Origin of the sequence: Flavobacterium sp. I-STPP5a, from assembly GCF_009764685.1 — a bacterium.
In the GTDB taxonomy this organism is placed as follows: domain Bacteria; phylum Bacteroidota; class Bacteroidia; order Flavobacteriales; family Flavobacteriaceae; genus Flavobacterium.
On sequence record NZ_VHLM01000019.1, the window covers coordinates 94,705 to 115,271 of the forward strand.

16 protein-coding genes and 1 tRNA gene are annotated in these 20,567 nt (G+C 34.5%); 8 read left to right on the top strand and 9 right to left on the bottom strand.

The annotated features are described in order from the left end of the window. The first annotated feature begins 23 nt into the window (after positions 1 to 23). The 8 genes from murG to FJV36_RS04675 all read left to right on the top strand — a co-directional run bounded on the left by murG (position 24) and on the right by FJV36_RS04675 (position 8,387). Positions 24 to 1,115 (top strand): undecaprenyldiphospho-muramoylpentapeptide beta-N-acetylglucosaminyltransferase, encoded by a 1,092-nt coding sequence (gene murG / locus FJV36_RS04640; protein ID WP_158729589.1) that lies wholly within the window; start codon positions 24 to 26, stop codon positions 1,113 to 1,115. A 42-nt stretch (positions 1,116 to 1,157) separates the two neighbouring features. Beyond that, positions 1,158 to 2,507, top strand: coding sequence for a UDP-N-acetylmuramate--L-alanine ligase (gene murC, locus FJV36_RS04645; RefSeq protein WP_158729590.1), 1,350 nt, complete (start codon positions 1,158 to 1,160; stop codon positions 2,505 to 2,507). Then, positions 2,494 to 3,216, top strand: coding sequence for a cell division protein FtsQ/DivIB (locus FJV36_RS04650; RefSeq protein WP_158729591.1), 723 nt, complete (start codon positions 2,494 to 2,496; stop codon positions 3,214 to 3,216). Before murC ends, FJV36_RS04650 begins: the two co-directional genes overlap by 14 nt. A 6-nt stretch (positions 3,217 to 3,222) precedes the next feature. Continuing rightward, entirely contained in the window at positions 3,223 to 4,614 is a 1,392-nt protein-coding gene (gene ftsA, locus FJV36_RS04655; protein WP_158729592.1) for a cell division protein FtsA, read from the top strand. A gap of 52 nt (positions 4,615 to 4,666) precedes the next feature. Then, positions 4,667 to 6,604: a cell division protein FtsZ gene (gene ftsZ / locus FJV36_RS04660; protein ID WP_158729593.1), complete on the top strand. Its 1,938-nt coding sequence runs from the start codon at positions 4,667 to 4,669 to the stop codon at positions 6,602 to 6,604. A gap of 317 nt (positions 6,605 to 6,921) precedes the next feature. Beyond that, a complete protein-coding gene (locus tag FJV36_RS04665) occupies positions 6,922 to 7,371 on the top strand; it encodes a GatB/YqeY domain-containing protein (protein WP_158729594.1) in 450 nt (149 codons plus the stop codon). A gap of 56 nt (positions 7,372 to 7,427) precedes the next feature. Then, positions 7,428 to 7,501, top strand: a tRNA-Arg gene (locus tag FJV36_RS04670). 169 nt (positions 7,502 to 7,670) lie between these two features. Then, positions 7,671 to 8,387, top strand: a complete 717-nt coding sequence (locus FJV36_RS04675; protein ID WP_233264598.1) for a zinc-dependent peptidase — start codon at positions 7,671 to 7,673, stop codon at positions 8,385 to 8,387. 27 nt (positions 8,388 to 8,414) lie between these two features. Here FJV36_RS04675 and rpe read toward each other — a convergent pair whose 3' ends face one another. The 9 genes from rpe to FJV36_RS04720 all read right to left on the bottom strand — a co-directional run bounded on the left by rpe (position 8,415) and on the right by FJV36_RS04720 (position 20,567). Beyond that, on the bottom strand, positions 8,415 to 9,077 hold the full coding sequence (gene rpe, locus FJV36_RS04680; protein WP_158729596.1) for a ribulose-phosphate 3-epimerase: 663 nt from the start codon (positions 9,075 to 9,077) through the stop codon (positions 8,415 to 8,417). A 167-nt stretch (positions 9,078 to 9,244) separates the two neighbouring features. Beyond that, the gene (locus tag FJV36_RS04685; protein ID WP_158729597.1) at positions 9,245 to 10,303 is read right to left on the bottom strand and encodes a phytase; all 1,059 of its coding nucleotides are present in this window, start codon (positions 10,301 to 10,303) and stop codon (positions 9,245 to 9,247) included. 20 nt (positions 10,304 to 10,323) lie between these two features. Continuing rightward, positions 10,324 to 11,325 (bottom strand): tartrate-resistant acid phosphatase type 5 family protein, encoded by a 1,002-nt coding sequence (locus tag FJV36_RS04690; RefSeq protein WP_158729598.1) that lies wholly within the window; start codon positions 11,323 to 11,325, stop codon positions 10,324 to 10,326. 75 nt (positions 11,326 to 11,400) lie between these two features. After that, the gene (locus FJV36_RS04695) at positions 11,401 to 14,226 is read right to left on the bottom strand and encodes a TonB-dependent receptor (protein WP_158729599.1); all 2,826 of its coding nucleotides are present in this window, start codon (positions 14,224 to 14,226) and stop codon (positions 11,401 to 11,403) included. Positions 14,227 to 14,944: 718 nt separating this feature from the next. Next, a complete protein-coding gene (locus FJV36_RS04700; protein ID WP_026707723.1) occupies positions 14,945 to 15,808 on the bottom strand; it encodes an RNA polymerase sigma factor RpoD/SigA in 864 nt (287 codons plus the stop codon). A 292-nt stretch (positions 15,809 to 16,100) separates the two neighbouring features. Further along, the gene (locus FJV36_RS04705; RefSeq protein WP_158729600.1) at positions 16,101 to 16,727 is read right to left on the bottom strand and encodes a hypothetical protein; all 627 of its coding nucleotides are present in this window, start codon (positions 16,725 to 16,727) and stop codon (positions 16,101 to 16,103) included. Positions 16,728 to 16,842: 115 nt separating this feature from the next. After that, a complete protein-coding gene (locus FJV36_RS04710) occupies positions 16,843 to 18,978 on the bottom strand; it encodes a polyribonucleotide nucleotidyltransferase (RefSeq protein WP_158729601.1) in 2,136 nt (711 codons plus the stop codon). 234 nt (positions 18,979 to 19,212) lie between these two features. Beyond that, positions 19,213 to 19,479, bottom strand: coding sequence for a 30S ribosomal protein S15 (gene rpsO, locus FJV36_RS04715; protein WP_086453034.1), 267 nt, complete (start codon positions 19,477 to 19,479; stop codon positions 19,213 to 19,215). A gap of 122 nt (positions 19,480 to 19,601) precedes the next feature. Further along, positions 19,602 to 20,567: an energy transducer TonB gene (locus tag FJV36_RS04720; RefSeq protein WP_158729602.1), complete on the bottom strand. Its 966-nt coding sequence runs from the start codon at positions 20,565 to 20,567 to the stop codon at positions 19,602 to 19,604.

Genomic DNA, 20,567 nt, shown 5'->3' on the forward strand with positions numbered 1-20,567 from the left:
TGTTCTAAATTTTTATAAATAAAATGAAAAAGTACAAATTCATACTTAGCGGAGGAGGAACTGGTGGACATATTTATCCAGCGATTGCTATTGCAAATGAATTAAAATTGCGTTTTTCAGATGCTGAATTTTTATTTGTAGGAGCTCAGGACAAGATGGAAATGCAAAAAGTGCCTCAAGCGGGTTATGGTATAAAAGGATTATGGATTGCAGGATTGCAACGTAAATTAACTGTTGATAATATTTTGTTTCCTGTTAAAGTGCTTTCTAGCCTGTGGCGCTCTAGATCAATTATAAAAGAGTTTAAGCCAGATGTTGTAATAGGTACTGGTGGATTTGCAAGTGGACCATTATTACAAGCTGCGGGTCAAAGCGGAATTCCTACCTTGATTCAAGAACAAAATTCTTTTCCAGGAATTACAAATAAATTATTGAGTAAAAAGGCTAGTAAAATTTGTGTAGCATACGAAAATCTGGAACGGTTTTTTCCACAAGACAAAATCATTCTAACAGGAAATCCGGTACGTCAAGATCTTTTGGATATTGATTCAAAAAGAAGTGAAGCTATATCGTATTTTAATTTAGACGATAATAAAAAAACGCTTCTAGTTTTGGGTGGGAGTTTAGGTTCAAGACGAATTAATCAGCTTATTGAAAAAGAACTTGATTTTTTAATTGCCTCAGGAGTACAAGTTTTTTGGCAATGTGGAAATTTTTATATGGCCGAGTATAAACATTTTTCTGATAGAGAAAATGTGCAAGTAGTTTCGTTTATTGATAGGATGGATTTAATTTATGCTGCTGCTGATTTTGTGATTTCGCGTGCAGGTGCGTCTTCAGTATCTGAATTGTGCTTGGTAGCTAAACCCACAATTTTTATACCATCGCCTAATGTAGCCGAAGATCATCAAACCAAAAATGGTAAAGCAATTGTAGATAATGGTGGAGCTTTGCTGCTTAAAGAAAGTGAGTTAGATACAAAGTTTGAGTCCGTTTTTAATAAACTTATTCATGACGAACAACTTCAATTAAATTTGAGTAGTAACATGAAAAAATTAGCTAAACCTAATGCGACTAAAGATATTGTTGATGCCATCGTTTCATTGTTAAAATAAATAAAAGATAAAGTAGTTTAATACTATAAGAATAAAACAAAAATGAATTTAGAAAACATACATAACGTTTATTTTATAGGCATCGGAGGAATCGGGATGAGCAATCTTGCTCGTTATTTTAAAACATTAGGAAAGCAAGTTTCTGGATATGATAAAACCCCTTCAAGTCTTACAAATGAATTAATAGCGTCTGGAATTTCAATTCATTTTGAAGATGATGTTCAATTGATTCCAAAAGATTTCTTGAACAGTAATACACTTGTTGTAGTTACTCCGGCTGTGCCAAAAACGCATTTAGAGTGGAATTTTTTCTTAGAAAAAGGATATGAAATAAAAAAGAGAGCAGAGGTTTTAGGTTTGATAACCGAAAATACGTTTTGTTTTGCAGTAGCAGGAACACATGGCAAGACAACGACATCTGGGATTTTAGGACATATTTTAAATGAAAGCGGTGCTGATGTGACTGCTTTCATAGGTGGAATTGTTGAGAATTACAATTCAAATTTAATAGGCAACGGTAAAACAATTACTGTGGTAGAAGCAGATGAATTTGATCGTTCTTTTTTACATTTGCACCCCAATATTGCTTGCATCACATCTATGGATGCGGATCATCTTGATATCTATGGGACAAGTGCAGCAATTGAAGAGTCGTTTGTAGAGTTTGCCTCTAAAATAGAAGACAAGAGTAATCTTTTCATAACAAGGGATTTACCATTAGAGGGTATTACCTGCGCCGTAAATGAGGATGCTGTTTATAAAGCATTTAATGTGCGTGTAGGAAACGGAAGTTATGTTTTTGATGTTCAAACACCATCTGGTGTGATGCAGGATTTGCATTTTGGGCTTCCTGGAAAACATAATCTTATGAATGCCTTGATGGCAATTGGTATGGCAAATTTATATGGAACTCCTCAAGATGCTATTGCAAAAGCTATTGCATCATTTAAGGGTATAAAAAGGAGATTTTCATATCAAATAAAAACAGATAATAAAGTTTATATAGATGATTATGCTCACCATCCTACTGAGATTAACGCGGTGCATCAAGCTGTAAGAGAGTTGTATCCTAACCAAAAAGTGTTGGCGATTTTTCAGCCACACTTATTTAGTAGAACTCATGATTTTGGGGATGATTTTGCCAAAAGTTTATCGGCTTTTGATGAGATTTTGCTTTTGGATATTTATCCTGCAAGAGAATTGCCTATGCCGGGAATAACATCAGAATGGTTGTTGCAAAAAATGACTAATGAGCATAAAGAATTAGTTGAAAAGAAGGATTTAGTTAAAAAGATTGTAAGTAGTGATGCAGCAATTATTGTTACAATAGGGGCAGGAGATATAGGAGAATGGGTGTCAACAATTAAAATAGCATTAAATGAAACTCTTTAATTGGACAAATATACGATTAGTGCTCATGTTTGTACTGGTGATTTTTTTATTTTCATTCACATCAAAACGAAATGAAAATAGAAAACTGAAACAATCTTCAGTAATATTTGTGGGAGTTAATTCGCCATTTGTTAAACAAGAAATAGTTAATAAATTGTTGATAGAAAATAGTGACAATGTAGGAAGCATTCAAAAAGTTGATTTAGATTTGAATAAACTAGAAACCACCATTGATTCACATGCTATGATTAAAAAATCAGAAGTATATGTGACCATTGATGGTGTCTTAAAAGCAGTGGTAGAACAAAAGACACCAATTGCTAGAGTGTTTAATAAAGACAACTCTTTTTATATTGATTACCAAGGAGGTAGAATGCCTTTGTCAAGTAACTTTACAGCCAGAGTACCGCTTGTTTCAGGAGCGATGAATAAAAAAAATAGTGAAGAATTAACAAAATTATTTCAAGTTATATACGATGATGAATTTTTGAAAAAAAACATCATTGGAATACAAATAATGCCAAACGGTAGCCTAATTATGCTCAATAGAAATTTTGATTATCAAATAGATTTTGGTAGTCTAAATTTTGCTGTGTTAAAATTTAGGAATTATAAAGCTTTTTTTCAAAAGGCTGTTTTGGATGGTTCTTTGTATAAATATAAAAAAATTGACCTCCGATTTACGGATCAAGTAGTTTGCACTAAATAATTGATAATGGAAAAAGAGAAGATTGCAGTAGGACTAGATATTGGGACAACTAAGATAGTTGCCATGATAGGCAAAAAAAATGAATATGGTAAACTGGAAATTTTAGGTTTAGGTAAATCTAAAAGTCTTGGTGTGGCTAGAGGCGTTGTTAATAATATTACACAAACCATACAGTCTATACAACAAGCAATCCAAGATGCCGAAAATAATTCAGGTTTTAAAATTAAAGATGTAGTAGTAGGTATTGCTGGTCAGCACATACGTAGTATTCAACATACAGATTACATAAGCAGACACAATCCAGAAGAGGTTATAGGAGAGAATGATATACAATTGCTTATAGATCAAGTCAATAAGCTGGCTATGTTGCCTGGCGAAGAAATTATACATGTTTTGCCTCAGGAGTTCAAGATTGATGGTCAATCAGAGATTAAAGAACCGATAGGAATGTATGGTGGAAGACTTGAAGCTAGTTTTCACGTAGTTGTAGGGCAAGCAGCATCAATAAGAAATGTTGGGCGTTGCATTCAAAGTTCTGGTATTGAGCTTTCTGGACTTACACTGGAGCCATTAGCGTCTGCTGATGCGGTTTTAAGTCAAGAAGAAAAAGAGGCAGGAGTTGCCTTAATTGATATTGGTGGTGGAACTACTGATTTGGCCATTTTTAAGGATGGAATCATTCGGCATACAGCTGTTATTCCTTTTGGGGGTAATGTCATTACAGAAGATATTAAGGAAGGATGTTCTATTATCGAAAAACAAGCTGAGCTTTTGAAAGTGAAATTTGGATCTGCTTGGCCTGGAGAAAACCGTGACAATGAAATTGTTTCTATACCAGGATTAAGAGGAAGAGAGCCAAAAGAAATCTCATTGAAAAATCTTTCTAAAATTATTAACGCACGTGTAGTTGAAATAATTGAACAAGTTTTTACTGAAGTGAAAGCCTACGGTCATGAAGATCCGAGAAAAAAATTAATTGCAGGTATTGTGTTAACTGGAGGTGGAGCTCAGTTAAAACATATCAAGCAGTTGGTAGAATATATTACAGGAATGGATACCAGAATAGGATATCCAAATGAGCATCTAGCAGGAAGTTCAGATGAGGAAATATCAAGTCCTTTATATGCAACAGCTGTGGGGCTAGTAATGAAAAGTATAGAAAACAAAACTCAAAGTGCAGTACGATTGGATCTTGTTGCTCCAGTAAAAGAGCAACCAGTTTATAGAGCGCCTGAGGCTGTGGCACCAGCTCCTGTAAATGAAGTATCTGAGATTGCAATAGAGGAAGAATACCATATTAAAGAGAAACAACCGGATTCTACCGCAACTAGAATTCAAAAAAACTTCTTTGATCGTTATGTGGATAGGATCAAAGAATTTCTTGATAATGCAGAATAAAACTCAAAAAAGAAGCTAAGAATTAATAACAATTTTCAAAAAACCCAAAATTATGCCAAGCAACACAGAATTTGGAAGTATTTCATTTGATTTACCTAAAAACCAATCAAATGTAATAAAAGTTATAGGGGTCGGTGGAGGCGGAAGTAACGCTATCAACCACATGTTTAAGCAAGGAATAAAAGGCGTGGATTTTATAGTGTGTAATACAGATTCTCAAGCGTTACACAGCAGTTCAGTGCCAAATAAAATACAGTTGGGAGTTCACCTTACCGAGGGATTAGGCGCAGGTGCTAATCCTGATGTAGGACAGCAGTCCGCTATAGAGAGTATTTCTGAGATCGAAAAAATGTTGGATCAAAATACCAAGATGGTTTTTATCACTGCAGGAATGGGTGGAGGAACTGGAACCGGTGCAGCACCAGTAATTGCCCAATTAGCTAAGGAAAGAGATATTTTAACAGTAGGTATTGTTACGCTACCGTTTCTTTTTGAAGGGAAAGTGCGTCAAGAACAAGCTTTAATTGGAATAGAAAAATTACGTAAGCAAGTTGACTCCTTAATAGTTATTAACAATAACAAACTTAGAGAAGTTTATGGAAACCTTGGTTTTAAAGCAGGATTTTCAAAAGCGGATGAAGTCTTGGCAACTGCTTCACGCGGTATTGCTGAAGTAATTACGCATCACTATACTCAAAACATCGATTTAAGAGATGCTAAAACGGTTTTGTATAATAGTGGAACCGCAATTATGGGTTCATCAGTTTCATCCGGTGAGAACAGAGCAAAAGAGGCTATTATTGCAGCTCTAGATTCGCCATTATTAAATGATAACAAAATTAGTGGTGCCAAAAACGTATTGTTGCTTATCGTTTCTGGTACTAATGAAATTACTATCGATGAAATTGGAGAAATCAATGACCACATTCAAAACGAAGCAGGACATAATGCCAATATTATCATGGGTGTTGGTGAAGATGAGTCGCTTGGGGACGCCATTGCAGTAACTATTATTGCAACTGGATTTGATATAGAGCAGCAAAATGAAATTGTAAACACGGAGCCAAAAAAAATAATCCATACTTTAGGAGATGAACAAAAAAATGTTTACAACTTAATAAACAATTCTGTTACTGCATTTGACTTGAATATGGAGACTCCAAAAGCGCCTTCTGCAAATGATAGAATTGTATTTGATTTGATGGAGGATGAAGTAGTTGTCAAAACCCCAGTAGTGAGCGCACCAACGATCAATAATGAGGACTTGGTTGAAATGTCTGATTTTATAAATAATCTAGATGTAACATTCGAAATAGTTTCGCCTATAACTGATATTGATTTTATAGTTTCGTCACCAGTAGTAGAGCCGCAATTAGTTCAAAATAAAACAATAGAAAGACAAGAACAAACAACATTTTCATTTGACTTACCTCTTTTTAAATCAGAAGTTCTAGAGCAAAAACAAGATAACAATGTGATTTTTGAACTGACTAATGAAACAAAAGAAATTAAAGTGAATGAAGCGGTTCAATTTGTACCTGTGACAGAACTTTCAGATAATGGAATCATAAAATATTCTCTTGAAGAGTACATGGATGAAGAATCAGATTTTTTGCGAAAAGCTGTAGTAAAAACACCTGAAGTAGCTACACCTGCAGAGTTGAATATTACTTTGAAGCAAGTTAACATACCAGCTGCCGCACATATAGATTTTGAAGACATTGCTCCTACAGAAATGACGATTGAAGAATCTTTACGAATGAAAGCTGATGAGCGCAGAAAGAAATTAAAAGAGTTCAATTACAAGTTTCATAACAATGTTTCTAAAATTGATGAATATGAGAAAGAACCTGCTTACAAAAGATTAGGAATTGACATTTCAAACAATCAAATGAATACAGTAAATTCTAGGATATCTGTTGGTACAGATAGTAACAATGATTTACAATTGCGTTCTAATAATTCGTATTTACACGATAACGTAGATTAAATTGCTAATTAATTCTAGGGAACCCGAAAATTAATATGATTTTCGGGTTTCTTTTTTACTACAATCCACCAGATAGCAGTTGCTATTCCCGTTAAAATACTGTAATTTTGTTGGGCCTAAATCCAGCTGTTGTTACAAGCTTTTTGTGCAAAACGCTTTTTTCTAAGTTCTTAAAAGAGCTTCTTTCAGTCGCTTTTTAAGCCCGAGAAAAAAATGCTTTTTGCCCTAAAAAGGCTTTTCACGACCATCTGGGGCAGTAAACAAGAGTGCATTGTAACTACTGTTTCATCACAATTGAAAAAACAAAGACATAAGATATGAGTTTATCAACATTAATCATGGAGGAAATGAAAACCGCCATGAGAGCCAAAGATACCGTTGCACTTGAAGCTTTAAGAGCAATTAAATCAGAAATATTACTTGCTCAGACCGCTTCAGGATCTAAAGAAGAAATTTCAGAAGACGATGAAGTTAAGTTGTTACAAAAACTTGTAAAAACACGTAAAGAAAGCGCAAGAATTTTTACAGAACAAAACCGTTTAGATCTTGCTGAACCAGAATTAGCACAAATAGCAGTTATTGAGAAATTTTTACCAGCTCAATTGAGTGAGGCAGAAGTAGAAACAGTTATTGCAGCAATTATTGCCGAAACCGGAGCATCAGGTATTGCATCAATGGGGAAAGTTATGGGATTAGCAGCAGCAAAACTTGGAGGGACTGCTGAGGGTAAAACGATTTCTACAATAGTTAAAAAACTACTTACATAAAAAACGATTGAACCACGCGTAATATTTCATTAGTTGCTCAATTCTGTATCAAAAATGGCTGCGTAGTTCAACTGGATAGAATATCAGATTTCGACTCTGAGGGTTGCAGGTTCGAACCCTGTCGCGGCCACTTTTTAACTTTTAAATGCCTCAAAAAATCACAAGTTATCTTGATTTTTTTGAGGCATTTTTTTTAATGAATTACTTTAATTATGGTTGTTCAAGTAGTTTTAACAGTTTTTATTGGTCTCTTTTTTCTTTTGTTTATACTCTTTAAAGTTATTGAGCCATCTTATATCATGTTCTTTAATAAGCCATTGTTCATACATTGGTATCCTTTCTCTAAACGGCTGAAGCCACATCAGCGAAAAATTTTATCAGACAATTTTCCTTATTACAGTACCCTATCGGATAAAAGAAAAGAGTATTTTGAACATAGAATACTTATGTTCACTAAACAATATCAATTTATAGGTAAAGAGATTGTAGTTACAGAGCAAATGCGACTGCTAATAGCAGCTACTTATGTCATGCTTACCTTTGGGATGCGTAAATATCTTGTTCCGTTGTTTAAACGGATTGTAATTTATCCTACGGCATACTACTCAACCGAAAATGAAGTTTTTCACAAAGGCGAGTTTAACCCTATGATGAAAGCAGTTGTTTTTTCTTGGGAGGATTTTATGTTAGGTCATTTAAGTTCAACTGATAATTTGAATCTAGGATTACATGAATTTACGCATGTACTGCATTTTCATTGTATGAAAAATAACGATCCCAGTTCTATCATCTTTTTTGATGCCTTTAATGAAGTAGTCAAGTATTTTTCTGATCCAGTTCTAAGCTCTTTATTAATCGATACTCAATATTTTAGACCGTATGCGTATGAAAATCAATTTGAATTTTTAGCAGTAGTTTTAGAACATTTCTTTGAAACGCCAGCTCAATTTAAAACCGTGCATCCAGATTTGTATGAGCATGTTGTTACCATGATTAATTACAAAGAAAATCAATAAAAATGGCGCACTAGGCGCCATTTTGTATTAAAAAGTAGTAAGCTTTTTTAGATCTTGAATTGTTTGTACAGGGTCTGTTGCTTTAAAAACAAAACTTCCTGCAACAAGAACATCGGCTCCAGCTTCAACAAGTTGTTTTGCATTAGCACTAGTTACACCTCCATCAACTTCAATAAGGGTGTCTGCTCCTTTTCTTGTAATTAAGACTTTTAGTTTTTCAACTTTAGAATAGGTGTTTTCAATAAATGATTGACCACCAAAACCAGGATTCACACTCATGATACAAACTAAATCAATGTCATTAATAACATCTTCTAGGAGGTCAATTGAAGTATGCGGATTGATGGCAACTCCAGCTTTCATTCCCTCTGCTTTTATGGCTTGTAGTGTTCTGTGCAAATGTGTGCACGCTTCATAATGTACGCTAAGGATATTGGCTCCAAGTCCAGCAAATGTTTTGATGTAACGATCAGGATCGACAATCATTAAGTGTACATCAATTGTTTTGGTAGCGTGTTTCGCAATGGCTTCAAGTACTGGCATTCCGTATGAAATATTAGGTACAAAAACGCCGTCCATGATGTCTATATGAAACCAATCGGCTTCACTGTTGTTGATCATTTCAATGTCCCGCTGTAGGTTTCCAAAATCAGCCGCTAATACTGATGGAGCAATAAGTGTATTTTTCATTTTTTAATGATGTGTTGTTATGAAACAAAATTAGTTTTATTTAAAGTTGATTCAAAATCTTTCTTTTGGATGTATCCAAGAAACTAAAACTAAGTTTTATAACAGTAGGCCTATTGCTTCATAATACGCTGACCTTAATTTATCTTTCTATTTTTTTACTTATTTATTTAAAGACTTTTTTTTTGGGAATCGATTTCTTTTTGAATAACATTCCAGTTATAGAAATGAAAAGTCATTCCGTTACTCATTGCTACAAATAATCCGTTAGGGAATGATGCTCCTAGATTTACGGATGTAACATCAGCACCATCACATTCTATGGTAGAGGTTGGGATTTCAGCAATCTTTTTATGTTGGTTAGGATTGTTTTTTTCTCCCTCTCTTTCATAAATAACAAAAGTATTAGCTTGCTGATTAGAAACTAAAATATAGCCCGTTTTCTCTGTTTTTTTGTAAATAGCGATCCCTTCGTTATCTGATTTAAAATCATTTTTACCAAAAAAAGCAATTTCCGTATTGTTATTTTTTGCAGGATCGGCATAATATTTTTTAATTCCTGATTGCTCATCTGAATAATAAATAAATCCAAGTTCATTATCTACGGCAATAGCTTCAATTTCTTTTTTTTCACTAAAAGAGCCAAATTTACGGACTACTTTTGCACTGATAGAACCATCTCCAGAATCTATAAGTTCATATTGCCAAAGATACGATCCAGTTGGTCCCGATTTTCTTCCAACAACTGCAAATATAGCATTGTCTTGAGCTCTAGTATAGAGTGCAATGCCCATTGGATCACGTTCCTTTTCATTTTCAAATACTGCAATTCCACCATTATCAATTGGAATCAAGTTCGGCAAAGAAAAAATTCTAATTCTATTTTTTTTGCGTTCTGTTGTTACTACGATATCGGTTTTTTGTCCGTTTACCAGCATGCCATAAGCAATATCTACATTGTTGGGGCGATCCATATTAATGTAGCTATTTACTATCTTTCCCTTTAAATCATAGACATATAGACCGCCGCCAATTTCTTTATCGGTCCCAATAATTAAACTTTTTGAAGGGTCAGTTGGATGAATCCAAATTGCAGGGTCATCTGTATCATGAAGAGTTTTTTCGGTTGTTATTGAAGGCTTTAATGCATTTGTTGCAACGGGAGCAAGAGTATCTTTACAAGAAATAAAGAGTAGTCCAAATGTGAGTAGTAAGATTTTTATTTTCATGGGGGTTCAAATTTTTATTTCTATTTATTTAATTCAAATTTATATAAAACAGTAGCCTTTTTTTTATCAGCGTTTATTACTTGCACAAGTAGTTGATTGTTTGTAATTGAAAAAGTCATAAACCCAGGTTTTGAGGCTGAGAAAATACTACCTTCTCTAATTCCTGATGGTCTTACTTCACTACCAGCTCCAGATAAAAATTGAGTGGTATATCTTCCCTTTGGTCGAATTATTTGTAAATCATGCTCATGTCCACACAAGTAGGCGTCCACACGATATTCATCAAAGAGATTGGCAAATTTAGATTCAAAAAGCTTGATGTCCTTATTTTCCTTTCTATATCCTCCACTGTATAGAGGATGATGGCCAACTACAATTTTCCATTTAATAGACTTATCTTGGGTAGACAAAGTTTCTTTGAGCCATTTTTTTTGAGCTAATGTGTCTTGTTCTTTAATACCTGCATATTTTTCAGGGTTTTTGTGATAACTATCAATAAAAGGATTGGTGTCCATTACAACCATCAATATTTTGTCACCGTTATGTAATGCAAATGTTTTGCTATAATATCGGTTGGGCATTTTCCATCTTTTGCTAACTTTTGAGTAGTCAAGTTGAGCTTGAACATTCCCATGGTAGTCATGATTACCTAATGAAGCATACCAAGTTCTGTATAAGGAAGGATCGGAGTAAATAGATTCAAATGACGAAATCCATTGGTAGTCTTGCGTACTTTCAACTCCATCTGGATAAAAATTATCGCCTACTGAAATAATAAATTTTGCATCTGTAATGGTAGTTGCATGACCCATTTCTCGGGCTACATCTTTTTGAAAATAATTACCTACTCGACCAAAATCACCAAGTACAAGAAAATTTAAACTATTTTCTAGAAGAGTCATTTTAGGGATGTTATTTCCTAAATAACCACTTTTTTTTTCTTTTATAAATGCTGCGTTTTTAGTTTGGGCTGTGCTATTGATGCTTATCAAAAGAACTATAAATAACAGTATATTCTTCATTCTATAGTTTGTTAAAAAGGTATTGCATAACAGAAACAACTGTTTTACAACACCTTAATTAAATAGTAAATAATGCTAAAGGTCAAACTTCATACCTACATTAAATCTTGCTTGGTAATATTCCATTTGCATGGTTCTTGATGCAATACCCTGATAGTAGCGTAATGGTTGATTAGTTAAATTATTAGCTTCTGCAAAGATTCTCAATTTATTTGTTATTTTGTATGATGCATTAGCGTCTAAAAATAATTGTTTGTCATAATAGCGATCATCAAAGTTATTTCCACCTAATTCATCAAGATAATCGGCGGTGTAATTTAGTGAAATTCTTGCAGAAAACTTTTTATTCTCCCATGATAATGAACTGTTAAACATGTGAGGTGCGGTACCGGGTAAAGAAACGGATGTTCTTTTATTACCGTCAGAATTTGTTATTCCCTCGGCTTTTGATTTTGTATAAGTATAATTTAAATATACTCCAAAACCTTGTAAAAATTTACCGGGTAAAAAGTCTAATTGTTTTTGTAAAGCAATCTCAAAGCCATACATGTCAACACTTTCTCCATTACGTTGTTGTGTTAATGTCCAATTTCCTGGATTGCTAACAGGAATGGGGTTAGGCTGAGAAGGAAAATCTGTAGTAAACTTTTTATTAGTATATTGATTATCTCTGTACGTGAAAATAAAATCATTTAAGGTTTTATAAAAAACACCTCCAGATACTACACCAACAGATTTGAAATATTTTTCTACCATCAGATCTAAATTATATGCATACGTTGCTTTTAAGTTAGGATTTCCTGCTTCGATGGCTGAATCGTCATCAGCTAGAACGCTAATAAAAGGGGTAAGTGCAAAATAATCTGGTCTTGCAAGTGATGTAGTTGCTGCAGCTCTATACACCCAGTCATTTTTACCATTATACTTTAATGCAACGCTAGGAAGTACATTAGTGTAGGAATTAGTATTATTGATTTTGCCAATTAATTCCTCTTCATCTAAAATGTAATTTGCAGCGTAATTAAGATAAGTATTTTCAATTCTAACTCCTGTGATCATCGATAAATTTTCATTAAAATTTTGATCCCAACGAATATAACCTGCGTAGATTTTTTCTTTTGCAGTATAATTTAAGCCTAAATATTCAGCAGGGACATCCTCTGCTTCATACAAATCAATATTGGATAAATTTAAATTCCCCAAGAATGAATTACTAACAAATGTACCGGGAATATATTGAGAACCTGCCTGCCAATCTTGACCGCCGTAAAAAGAGTTTGGAATCGTGTTTAGGTTTCCTAAATCATTTACTGGGCTGTATTCTGTCCAGCTGTTAGCTCTTGACTTATCCTTTATTCTTAATCTAGCTCCAAAACGTAACCTTCCTTTTTGATCATTAAGCACAGAAAATGGAATTCTGAAATTTAATTTAGCACCTAATTCACTTTCTTCGGTATAATCATTATTTTCTGACAGTTCTCTAAATTCAAAATCTTCAGTTGCATTAGCTCCTAAAGAGTTAATTAAAGGAAATCTAGTGTTTGATAAATCCATATTAAAATCAAGATCTCTATTTTGATATTCAATATAGCGTTCATTTGGTCTAAATTCACTAGCTTGAGCATAATTTACTGACCAATCCATATCTAGTTTCGAACTTAATAGATGTTCGCCCCCAATAGAATAATTCTGTACAGTTTGTCTTTCTAAACGTCCGTTTTTATTTCGATTATTGTCAATGCCCCCTTTGGTTTGTCTTCTAACATCACCTGTAAATCCTATTATGTTATCTGTGGCATTGTAAATAGGATCAATCCCTCTATATCGTGCTCTGTATCTGTTTTCTATATCATCTCTAAAATTATACATCGCATTAAAATAAATAGAATTGTTGCCATTAAATTTATAATCAGTTGCTAGAGCAAATGAGTTTCTAACGCGTTGTACATCATATTTTCTAACATCGTATTCCTCTAGATAAGCTTGTTGTTTTTTACCTTCTACCCATACACCCTCTACATTATCAGATCCAAAAGTGTTATTGTGATAAGAAGTACTTAATACTAAACCTAGTTTTTTATCTAAAAATCTATTTCCATATACAAAACCCGCAGTGTAGTTCCCTTTATCTCGTATGGGGCCGTAACCTCCAGCTAGTGTTGCTGAAACACGTTCTCCATTTGGGGAAGCTCTTGTGATAAGATTTACAGATCCACCTATAGCATCAGCATCCATATCAGGTGTAAGTGTTTTATTTACTTCTATTGTTGAAATCATATCTGCAGGAATCAAGTCCATTTGTACATTTCTATTATCTCCCTCTGCCGATGGAATACGGTCACCATTTATAGTAACAGAGTTCAGGCTAGGAGCTAAACCACGAATTATAATATTTCTTGCTTCTCCTTGATCATTTTGCATAGTAATCCCAGGTACTCGTTTTAGAGCGTCACCAATATTTGCATCAGGAAAACGACCTACTTGGTCAGAGGAAATTACATTAGTAATGTTGTGATTACTTTTTTGTTTATTAATTGCTTTTGCCTGTCCTCTAAGTCTATCGCCAATAACCACAACAGCATCAAGTTGTTCAGTACCTGGTGCTATTGAAAAGTTGATAGTGCTATTTTTACTGGCTACTACATTTACGCTTTGTTTTTGTTTTTGATATCCAATGTAAATTACGTCAATTTCATATGTACCGGGTTTAATATCTAAGAACTCAAATTCACCTATTTGATTTGTTACGGCGTATTTGTTATTTCCAATAATTTTAATCGTAGCTCCTGGTAGTGAGAAATTACTTTCGGACTCTGTTACTTTTCCGGTGATAATCCCCGAATTCTGAGCGTTCATGCCTAAACTAAGCCCGAGAAATAGTAGTAAAATTAGTTTTTTCATAGTTATGTTTAATTAGATTTTTTTTTTTGCAAAAATAAATTTAATTAAGCATCTCCTTCTTTACGAAAGTGTCATTTAATTTTTACAATAAAGTTATTGAATTGCACCTAACATGAATTTAATATTAATAACTTAAATATTTGTAGAGAGTTCATACCCGAGAGCTATGCTCGAACAGGCTGAGGTTTTGCTGAAAAAAAACACAACCTCGTACACTCGATCCGCCTCGGCGGAGAACAGACTGAGGTTTTGCTGAAAAAAAATAAAACCTCGTACACTCGATCCGCCTCGGCGGAGAACAGACTGAGGTTTTGCTGAAAAAAAACACAACCTCGTACACTCGATCCGCCTCGGCGGAGAACAGACTGAGGTTTTGCTGAAAAAAAATAAAACCTCGTACACTCGATCCGCCGCGGCGGAGAACAGACTGAGGTTTTACTAAAAAAAAATAAAACCTCGTACACTCGATCCGCCGCGGCGGAGAACAGACTGAGGTTTTACTAAAAAAAAATAAAACCTCGTACACTCGATCCGCTGCGGCGGAGAATAGACTGAGGTTTTATTGAAAAAAATAAAACCTCGGTAATCAGCCGAGGTTTCAATCATCAATCAAAAAACGAACAGTTAATCAGACTGTTGTTTGCTTTAAAAAAGTTTCAAGTTTAAGGTTTCAAGATGTTTTGAGCAACCTGAAACTTTAAACTTGAAACAAATATAGTTATCCTAAATAGGTTTTTAAAATTTTACTTCTAGAAGTATGTTTTAATCTACGGATTGCTTTTTCCTTGATTTGACGCACACGCTCACGAGTTAGGTCGAAAGTTTCTCCAATTTCTTCTAAAGTCATTGGGTGTTGGTCACCAAGACCAAAGTACAAACGAACCACATCAGCCTCACGAGGTGTAAGAGTTTCAAGAGAACGCTCAATTTCGGTACGCAATGACTCGTGAATTAACTCTCTATCAGGGTTTGGAGATTCGCCAGAACGCAATACATCGTAAAGGTTAGAATCTTCACCTTCTACAAGTGGCGCATCCATTGATAAGTGACGACCAGAGTTTTTCATAGACTCTTTTACATCATTTACGGTCATGTCAAGTTCTTTTGCAATTTCCTCAGCAGATGGCGGACGCTCGTTAGATTGCTCTAATAACGCATACATCTTGTTGATTTTGTTGATAGAACCAATTTTGTTCAATGGTAAACGTACAATACGAGACTGCTCAGCCAAAGCTTGCAAAATCGATTGACGAATCCACCATACAGCATATGAAATGAATTTGAAACCACGAGTTTCATCAAAACGTTGTGCTGCTTTTATAAGTCCAAGATTTCCTTCGTTAATTAAATCGGGAAGAGTTAAACCTTGGTTTTGATATTGTTTTGCCACCGATACTACGAAACGTAAGTTGGCTTTTGTTAATTTCTCTAAGGCGCGCTGGTCACCAGCTTTAATCTTTTGTGCTAACTCTACCTCTTCATCAGCCGTGATAAGATCAACTTTTCCAATTTCTTGTAAGTATTTGTCTAATGATGCAGTTTCACGATTCGTTACCTGCTTGGTAATTTTAAGTTGTCTCATGGTGTTGTCTCCTCAATTTTAAAGTGTACATATAGTTATACGTGAGGAGTTGCTAAAAAGTTACATTTATTTTTAATTTTTATTTTAAAAAGATTTTTTGGGCATTTTCGCCGCGGCGAATCGGGCTATTCTTTACAATCTTTTTATGCGCCGCGGCGCATAAAAAGGATTTCCACTGCTATCCCTAATGCACTTGGTAGTAAGGATAATATTTTAGACAAGCTGATTTGGCGCTTTTGTTCAAAAAATTAAATCTTCGTCCTTTAGTCATTGGTAGACATAGATTAATTATCTACCTCAAAAATCCATTAGCTCTAATCTCTTTGTGAATTCTGGCAATATCTTCTGGGATTTCTCCAGAAATTAACCAGTTAACATCTAATTCATTATTAATAGCGGTATGCATTAAAAAAGAAGTGTGATAAATTAGTTTTCCTAATGTGGCAAGGTCTTCTTTAAAATCCATAAAATAGTCCTCATCTATCGCCTTTATTAAGAGCAAAATTTTAAAAGTACGTGCAATTACATAAATGCATAAAGTGTATGCTTTTGAGTAGGGTACAGCTTCTATTCTTTCACTGTTGATTGTTATGAGTTGAATTAACATTTTAAGATTAAGACTTATTTCTCCAAACTTGTCTTTAGTTATTCTTACATGTTCGTTGATGTCCCCGCTTACATAGCGAATGTCTTGCAATAAAAAACCAACAGAATAAAAGCTACCACTTATATAACTGATTTTTTTAAGCATTGCAATTTCAAATGCATTTCTCTTTTCGTCCACCGTTTCTGTAGCAACTAGTTCAAAATGCAGGCGGTTTGCTAAATTCAAATCTTTTTTTAGCAATCGGAATATCAACTTGTCTTTTTCGGCACTTGGTAACTCTTCTATTGCTTTTTTGAATTCTTTAGAGAACATATTTTTAATGTTTTAGTGCTCAAATATATTACTTTCATGTCTAAACCAAAAATCCCGTTTCAAATAATTGAAACGGGATTTTCTATAAATAAACCTTTAGTAAACTAAGATCTGATTACTCTTTTTTCTCCTCGCGTGGAGGTCTAGCGATAAGTGCTTTACGAGACACTTTTTCTTTTCTAGTTTTTGGATCAAGTCCTAGGTATTTCACTTGAAATACATCGCCCATGTTTACAACATCAGTAACGTTTTCAGTTCTTTCCCAAGCTAGTTCAGATACGTGTAATAATACTTCGTTTCCTGGAGCTGCTGTATATTCTACAACCGCACCAAAATCAAGCATTTTTATTACTTTCACTTCGTAAGCTTCACCAATTTGTGGTTTGAAGGTAATAGATTGAATTTTAGCCAATACTGCTTCAATTCCAGCAGGATCAGTACCTAAAATTTCAATTACACCTTGCTCGTCTACCTCATTGATTACGATAGTTGTTCCTGTAGCTTTTTGTAATTCTTGAATCACTTTTCCACCAGGTCCAATTAAAGCACCAATAAAGTTACCAGGAATAGTTCTGGTGATAATTTTTGGAGCGTATGGTTTCACATCTTCTTTTGGAGCAGCAAGTGTTTCAATTAATTTTCCAAGAATATGCAAACGACCGTCACGAGCTTGAGCCAATGCAGCTTCCATAATCTCGTATTTCAAACCGTCAATTTTGATGTCCATTTGGCAAGCGGTGATTCCTTCAGAAGTTCCAGTTACTTTAAAGTCCATGTCTCCTAAATGATCTTCATCACCAAGAATGTCAGACAATACAGCAAAACGTTCTCCGTCAGTAATTAATCCCATAGCAATACCAGAAACTGGACGAATCATTTGGATACCAGCATCCATTAATGATAATGTACCAGCACAAACGGTAGCCATAGAAGATGAACCATTTGATTCTAATACTTCAGAAACTACACGAATTGTATAAGGACAATCAGCAGGAATCATATTTTTCAAGGCACGTTGTGCCAAGTTTCCGTGACCAACTTCTCTTCTTGAAGTTCCTCTTAAAGGACGAGCTTCACCAGTTGAGAAAGGAGGGAAGTTGTAATGCAAGTAGAATTTTTCTTCACCTTGTTCAGATGGAGAGTCAATTTGGTTTGCCTCTCTAGAAGTTCCTAAAGTAGCTGTTGCCAAAGCTTGTGTTTCTCCACGTGTAAACAATGCAGATCCGTGTACTGATGGTAAATAATCTACCTCACACCAGATTGGTCTGATTTCTGTAGTTTTTCTTCCGTCAAGACGAGTTCCTAAATCTAGGGTTACGTTACGAACAGCTTCTTTATTTGTTTTGTAGAAGTATTTAGAAACTAAATCTCCGTTTTCAGCCAATTCTTCTTCAGTAAATAAAGCTTTTACTTCTTCTTTTACTTCTGCAAATGCAGCAGTACGTTCTTGTTTAGAAGAACCTTTGCTTGCAATAGCATATATTTTATCGTAAGACGCAGCTTTTACTTTAGCGTAAATAGCTTCATCAGATTTTTCAGTTTCGTAAGTGCGCACTTCTTTTTTTCCAAAAGCGGCAGCTAATCTTTCTTGTGCAGCAATTTGTACTTTAATGTGCTCGTGAGCAAATTTAATTGCTTCTAACATTTCTGCTTCTGAAATCTCTTTCATTTCCCCTTCTACCATCGCGATAGAATCGGTTGAAGCTCCAATCATCATGTCAATGTCTGACAATGCTAATTGTGCACGAGAAGGGTTGATGATGAATTTACCATCAATACGACCAACTCTAGCTTCAGAAATTAAAGTTTCAAATGGAATGTCAGACAATGCAAGCGCTGCCGAAGCTGCTAATCCTGCTAATGCATCTGGCATTACATCCTCGTCATGAGACATCAATTGAATCATAACTTGAACTTCAGCATGGTAATCATCTGGGAAAAGTGGGCGCAATACACGATCTACCAATCTCATTGTTAATACTTCGTTGTCACTAGGGCGTGCTTCTCTTTTGAAGAAACCACCTGGGAAACGACCTGCTGCAGCAAATTTTTCACGATAATCTACCGTTAATGGTAAAAAATCAATACCTGGACTTGCTTTTCTTGCGGAAACAACTGTACCTAAAATAACAGTTTTTCCAATTCTTACTACTACAGATCCATCAGCTTGTTTGGCTAAACGACCTGTCTCGATTGTGATGCTTCTGCCATCACCTAAATCGATACTTTCTACAAATAATTGTGGAATCATAAATTTAATTTTTTAGTTAAACATGGGTTCTAGTTGTGTTGTAGTTGTTGTTTTGCGTAGTTAATGCCTAAAACCCAATGAAAAACCAAACTTTTTTTAATAATCAATCCAATTGAATTGATTTTTTAATTTTGTCTTAACTCTAATCCCTTTTGTGTCAGGACTTCTGTAGTGATTTAAGACAATAATATGTAAAATAAAAAAAGAGGCACTTTCGCACCTCTTTCCTATTGATTATTTTCTGATATTCAATACTTTGATAATTTCACGGTATCTGTTGATTTCTTTCTTTTTCAAGTAATCTAACAACGATCTTCTTTTACCTACTAGTAATACTAATGAGCGCTCTGTGTTGTAATCATGACGATTTTTTTTCAAGTGCTCCGTTAAGTGACTAATTCTGTAAGTAAACAAAGCGATTTGCGCTTCAGCTTTTCCAGTATTCGTTTTTTCTCCGTGTTGTGCGAAGATTTCTTCTTTAATCTCTTTAGTTAAATACATTCCAATATTATTTAATGATTCTTATGTATGTCTGCCATCTATTGGTAGACGGGTGCAAAAGTATAAAATAATTATGAATAAGGAAACAATAATGGCTATTTATTTTTTGAGGTTATTGCAAATTATCTTGAGCCTTGTAGTGAAATAGGGAGTGCGTACAGGACTCTAACATTTTGACCTCTTTGCATACCTGGTTTCCATTTGCCGTAACTCTTAACGACTCTAATTCCTTCTTGGTCTAAAACATCGTTTAAAGATTTGAGGATTTTCACTTCGTCTAGTTCACCTGTTTTTTCTACTACAAACGAGAGGAATATTTTTCCTTTTACTCTGTCATAAGCTCTTGGAATTTGGAAATTTCTCCCGATATGTTGGTAAAAATCTTTAATGCCGGTTAATGGTTCTGGTTTAACCTCTAATTGGGTGTAAGAATACTCATTATTGTCCTTATCAGTGCTCACTCCTGAAACTAACTTGCCGTTTCTATATTCTTCAGTATAGCCATAATTAGTGATAAAGGTTCCTTTCCAAGAACCTTCTCGCAGTCCATTTTTATACATTCCTTTTTCAGTTCCGAACTTAAAAGTCTTTTCATAAGTACCATTGCCATTTACTACTGTTTGAGTACCATCGGATTTCCAAAAATTTTTCATTTTTTGTACTGTAGAAAATTGGTCGTCCGTTTCTAGATATTCTGATTCAGATTCCTTTGTTCCATTTTCGTACCAAAGCTCTTCGTTTCCAATAATTCTACCTTTGAGGTAGTTAGTAACGCTCTTTTTATTTCCGTTTTCGTAATAATTAATGAACTCTCCTGATCGATTTTGAGCATTGTCCGTGAGTGCTTGACCTGACATTGATATGGCTCCAGATTTATAATACTCTTTAAAACTATACATATTAGTTTTCGTATCGAAAGATTCAATCACACGATAGTACAAGTGATTGTTGTAGTTTGTTTCTACACCAAGTGAGTCAAGATATATTTTTTTACCAACTGCATCTTGACCAAAGCCCAATACAGGTACTAAAGTCAAACACCATAGGATAAGTTTTGTGTAATTGTAGGCTTGCTTTTTATTTTTCAT